The sequence below is a fragment of the Acinetobacter sp. YH12070 genome (assembly GCF_013419625.1).
In the GTDB taxonomy this organism is placed as follows: Bacteria; Pseudomonadota; Gammaproteobacteria; order Pseudomonadales; family Moraxellaceae; genus Acinetobacter; species Acinetobacter amyesii.
In genome coordinates, this window is sequence record NZ_VOZT01000098.1 from 1 (window position 1) to 5,749 (window position 5,749).

Here is a 5,749-nt window from a genome sequence, read left to right on the forward strand (position 1 = left end):
CTGTTTTAGAAGCAGGAATATCAATGCAAAAGCACTGAATAATTTTTTTAATCTTATAGTGACTTAATTTACTGTTTTCTATCATGATTCTAGACTAACATATCTATTCTGCTAGTCTAGAGCCTTTTTAATTTAGAAAGTGTGACGCATACTGAAGATCATAAATTTATAGCACATCAAATTCAGGATTATTTAAAAGCGTGTGGAAATACCAGCCTTGAGCAGTTAAAAGCCAATGCAAATGTGCCTACGGTGGCCAATATTTTTGCACTTTCAGGTGCAGTGTTGGACTTACTATTATTTGCAACCGAGCAAGAACAAGGCGATGCCGCTGTGCAAAAATCTGCTTTGCTGAGCATGAACCTGATTGGCTTATATTTAGAGCCAAAAGCTGAAGCGCATGTGCGTATGGCATTGCGTCCATTATTGGGATTGATGGCTGAAAAGCTCTATCCAGAAAATGGCAAAATTCAAGAAGCTGATATTCGCCGTATGACCTTGCATTTAAATGCACAAATGGCAGGAGATTTAGAAAAGTTTCTGACTGAAACACAGGCCAAACTACCTAGCCTGCTTTCAGGTGCGACAAATTTAGGAACATCAATATTAAACACTTTTGCAGCACCTATTCAGTCGGGGCTGGTTTCACCGACTATTAGCTTTGGTGCAAGTGCTGAAAAACGAGATCCGGCAGAACAATTTAGCAATTGGGCAAAACCGCTGATTGATTTAAGTAAAACCAGCGCACTTGCCAATATGCTACCTAAAATTAGAAAAGCACAGACAGGTACATTATTGCAAACCGAAGCAACTCAGGCATTGAGCTTACTTCCTAATGAAATTCAAAAACAAAGCAATGCGGGGCAAAAATATACCTTGGCATGGCTTATTCAAGAAACTTTAAAAGCCATCAAAAAACAAGGCAATAAAGCCAGTGCGAGTGTGCCTTTAAACCAAACAGGTGAGCACGAACAGCATACGACAGGTGATACTTTAGAGTTTTTATATTTACAAGTTGATGCCTTAAATAATTCATCGTGTATGGGAGCAGACTCTCAATCTGGAAACAGCATTAGTTATTCGATTGGTGCGGAACGCGTGAATCATACCGATTTTTATTTATCTAAAGTGGGTTTTTCTTTTAGTCGTCAATACAATTCACAAATGGATGAGTTTGATGACAGTATGATTGGCGCTCGCTGGATGATGCCATTTTCTAATGTCATTCTCCAAAATTTAAACGGTTATCTCTTTATTGATAGCAATGGACGGAAGCATCAGCTCCCAGAGTCAATTTTGTATGAGGCATATACGGTACCCTATGAAGGCTTCACGGTAGAACCTCTAGAAAATGAAGACTTGTTGTTGAATTTTGGTTCAGATTGGAACTTTCATTTTCATAGTTTTAATGGTGGTCGGCATTACCATCTTGTACAGCAGTTTAATGAAAAAACAGAAGAAAAAGTTGTACTTGAATATCTTTTGTTGGAACAAGTTGCTTATTTACAAGCAATCGATTTCCAATTGAAAAGTGGAAAGCATAAAGTTAAATTTGCATTTAATGATCAAGTTAAAATTATCGCAGCTTTTGTTGATGAGCAGCCTGAGCCTTTGTCGCGTTATGAATATGATCAACAAGGGAATTTGATCAAGGTGATTGATCAAAATGGTCATACCCGTAGTTATGAGTATAACGAGGCACACCAATTAATGCGTTATACTGACCGTACAGGGCGTGGACAAAATATTCGTTATGAGTCGACTGACTCCAAAGCTAAGGCGATCGCAGAATGGGCTGATGACGGTAGTTTCAAAACACGTTTAGAGTGGCACCCGCGTTTACGTCAGGTGGCGGTGTATGATGCCTATGATGTGCCAACTTATTATTATTTTGACTTAGATGGCTTTACCTATCGTACACGTTTAGCCGATGGACGAGAAAAGTGGCTTTCGCGTGACAGTCAAAAACGCATCACCCGCCAAATTGACTTTGCAGGGCTGGAAACTGAACAGGTTTATAATGATCAAGGCCAGCTAATTAAAATTGTTCAACCCAATGGTGGTATCATCCATTTTGCCTATGATGAAGCAGGGAATTTATCTGAAACCAAAGACCCCGAAGGCAATATCTGGGAAAAAGAGTATGATGCTGATGGTAATGTCACCAAGGAAATTAATCCTTTAGGTCATGCAACACAGTATAAATATAATAATGATAATCAAATTGTTGAAATTATTGATGCCAAAGGCGGTTCTAAAAAAATCCAATATAACGACCTTGGACAAATGGTGTCTTATAGCGATTGCTCAGGCAAAGAAAGCGCATGGGAGTACGATGAGGAAGGAACACTTACCGCACAACAATCTGCTGATGCGCAGCAAGTGAAATACATCTACAGCACCCAAGGCAAAGATAAAGGACAGCTCAAAACTATTGTTTATCCTGATGGACTCAAAGAACAATTTGAACATGATCAAGAAGGAAGATTACTTAAACATACCGATACCAAAGGCTTAGTCACACAATATCGCTACAATACTGTTGGCTTACTTGAACAAAGAATTGATGCCAATAGACACCAAATTGGCTATCAGTGGGACAAACAAGGTCGGATTCAGAAACTCATCAACCAAAACCATGCCGAATATTTATTTGGTTATAATCGTTTTGGGCAGTTGGTGCATGAACAAGCCTTTGATGGCGAAGAAAAGTATTACAGCTACAATGAAAATGGACAACTACTCCAAATCCGTCAACTGAATATCCTGACCCAATTTGGCTACCACCCAGATGGCTCAATCGCTTCAAAAACCTATATGCATGTGCAAACAAGTCATAGTCAAACCGAAGAATTCGAATACAACCTGAATAATCAACTCAGCCAGGTGACAAATAAAGAAAGCCAAATTAACTTTTATCGAAATCCGCTCGGGCAGTTGGTACGCGAACATCAGCACTATAACGTGCCAAATTTAAAGCCGCTGACTGCAGTGTTGCGTTACGAATACGATGAGTTGGGCAACTTAAGCAAGACTATCCGCCCAGATGGACAAGTCCAAACCAATCTGACATATGGTTCAGGGCATATCTATGGCATCGCCTTTAACCAACAAGATATGGTGGCATTCCAACGTGATGATTTGCATCGTGAAACAGTACGCATGTTGGCCAATGGCTTAATTCAAAGCAAAAATTATAATGATGTCGGTCTGCTGAGTTCACAAATTATTCGACCAGAACAAGAAACTACAGGCCGTGTACAGCATCAAGCAGAACGTCATTATCAATACGATAAAAACTACTTACTGACCCAAGTTGAGGACAGTCGCTTAGGTCAACTCAACTATCAATACGATGTAATTGGACGATTGATCAAAAGCCAAGGTCCGCAACTTACAGAAAGCTTTGCCTTTGACCCAGCGGGTAACTTGATTGACCCGATTGCGACACAATCATCACAAGTGAAAAATAACCTGATTACGCAATATCAAGGCAAACACTATAAATACGATGCACTGGGCAATGTGGTTGAAACCACCCAAGCTGGTAAAACGCTTAAATTGACTTGGGATAACCTGAATCGTTTAGAGCGAAGTGACAATAATGGTCAAGTCACGACTTATGGCTATGATGTCTTTGGGCGACGCTTATATAAACATAGCCCGATAGAAAACAGCTTAACGTTATTTGGTTGGGATGGTGACTTAATGATTTGGGAGTCACAACAATCCAGTAATGAACAAACACAATATACCAAACATTATGTTTATGAGCCGAATAGCCTTGTACCATTATTACAAACAGGCTATGCAGGATTTATTAAATTAATCGAAACGCCAGATTACTTAAAGTTCCAAACAGAACCTTACTCAGTTTATAAAGACCCTGTATGGAAAACTGAAACACGGAAGAATAAGGCTGAGTTAGAACGGGTTACGTTTTATCATTGTGATCAAGTGGGTACACCACAAACACTAAGTAATGAGTTAGGTGAATGCGTTTGGGAAATCAAACAGGATACATGGGGCACTTCTTTAGGGATCAAGGCGAGTGAAAACTCACTTGAACAAACCAATATCCGATTTCAGGGACAATACTTTGATCGTGAAACAGGTTTACATTATAACCGTTACAGATATTATGAGCCACATAGTGCAAGGTATTTGAGTAAGGATCCAATTGGCTTATTTGGGGGGGTAAATAATAGTAGTTATGTAAGTGATCCGAATCTGTGGGTGGATCCATTAGGGTTGATACAGTGGACGGGCAGTGCATACCAAGTAAGTTTAGCATTTGCTAATGGGGGGGATTTTACCCTAACGAGTGAGTGCAAGAATGGGCGAAGAGCAAAAGTACAAATTTATGCTGGGGGAGTAGGTTATTCCAAAGGGCTTTCTGTTGGCGCTTTTGGCATGAATTCTGTAACGTTTGAAGATGGGCTTAGTAGAATTGAACCTGATGTTTTTAACGGGGATTGGGTAGATAAAGGAGTTGCGCTAAGCGTTGTAAAAGGTGTTTCAGTTGGTAATACACATATAGGAAAAGCTCGATCAGTAGGATGGTATACATGGATTACTAGAGGCTATGTGGCGTCAGTTGGTGCTACAGGGGGGGGAAGCAAGAGTTACTAGCCAAAGGTTTGAGAGTTGTAGAAATTACACATGTGATGATACGTGTAGAGAGGAGATTAAAAGAAGAACTGAGGAAGCGAAAAAATATCCAAAGCCAGATCCAATTTATATTCCACCGTCTTCTCAGTGGTTTAGTGGATTTTAATATTTATTGAGGTTATCAAATGAAAAAAAGTGTTTTAGTTTTAATGGTGCTATTAATCTGTTCTTGTTCTAATACAAAGAATGTTATGAATGATATTAAAAATAATCAAGAGGATAAGCATAATGTTGAAATTAATGTTTTAAGTGATAATGAGAATTATGAAATAGCTATTAGCTATAAAGATTCAAATCCAAAATTATATATTCAGTATCTAACAGAAGCAGCTCAAGAAGGAGATCCAATAGCACAAGATGAATTGGCGGGCGAATATGCATTTGGAGAAAGACTAGAAAAAAATCCTAATTTATATTTATATTGGGAGGAAAAATCTGCTTTACAAAATTATAGTTTGGCTCAATTAAATTTAGGGTTGTCCTATTTGTTAGGTACGAATGGGTTAAAAAAAGATAATTTAAATGCAAAAAAATGGTTAAATAAGGCTGCTTTAAATGGTGAGGAGGTAGCGCAAGAGTATTTAAAAAGACTTGAAAATGGTGAATTTAACTCTAAATAACTTTACATTATTTGTGGGTGTCTTAAATTATTATAGGTATTATGTTGAGATATTTTGATCATAGTTTTTTTTGATGATATGTAATTACTAGGGTGTGTCCTCATTTGGCTTTGCACCAAATAAATATACAGGCTATACGAATCATAGATTTATAATTGCGTGCCAGTTTATCAAATCGAGTTGCAATAGCACGGAAATGTTTTAATCTCGCAAAAGCATTTTCAACTAAATGTCTTAATTTATATAGATATTTATCAAATTCCTTATTCGATCTCTTACTGTTTGATCTCAATGGAATAATGGGAATCATATTCTTGTTCTTGGCATATATTCTAGGCTCTAGACTAGCAGATTTGCACTTAGTTTTACCTAATGAGGTCCCACAACTCTGTTGCTAGCTCATTAGGCTCCCTCATCCAACGCCATTCTGTTTCTTTAAGATGATAATCAAAATACTC

At 38.1% G+C, this 5,749-nt stretch carries 2 protein-coding genes and 3 pseudogenes; 2 read left to right on the forward strand and 3 right to left on the reverse strand.

Annotated features, from left to right (window positions below):
- Positions 1-85, reverse strand: a pseudogene (locus FTU17_RS16565) (IS1595 family transposase); the annotation flags it as partial.
- Positions 86-141: 56 nt separating this feature from the next.
- Between FTU17_RS16565 and FTU17_RS16570 the strand changes: the two are divergent.
- Together FTU17_RS16570 and FTU17_RS16575 are read left to right on the forward strand one after the other, a co-directional pair.
- A complete protein-coding gene (locus FTU17_RS16570) occupies positions 142-4,632 on the forward strand; it encodes an RHS repeat-associated core domain-containing protein (protein WP_180136048.1) in 4,491 nt (1,496 codons plus the stop codon).
- Between the two features lie 164 nt (positions 4,633-4,796).
- On the forward strand, positions 4,797-5,291 hold the full coding sequence (locus tag FTU17_RS16575) for a tetratricopeptide repeat protein (protein WP_180004529.1): 495 nt from the start codon (positions 4,797-4,799) through the stop codon (positions 5,289-5,291).
- 100 nt (positions 5,292-5,391) lie between these two features.
- On the opposite strand, the pseudogene FTU17_RS16580 reads toward FTU17_RS16575, so the two are convergent.
- Positions 5,392-5,589 (reverse strand): annotated as a pseudogene (locus tag FTU17_RS16580) (transposase); the annotation flags it as partial.
- A gap of 67 nt (positions 5,590-5,656) precedes the next feature.
- Positions 5,657-5,749, reverse strand: a pseudogene (locus tag FTU17_RS16585) (IS1595 family transposase); the annotation flags it as partial.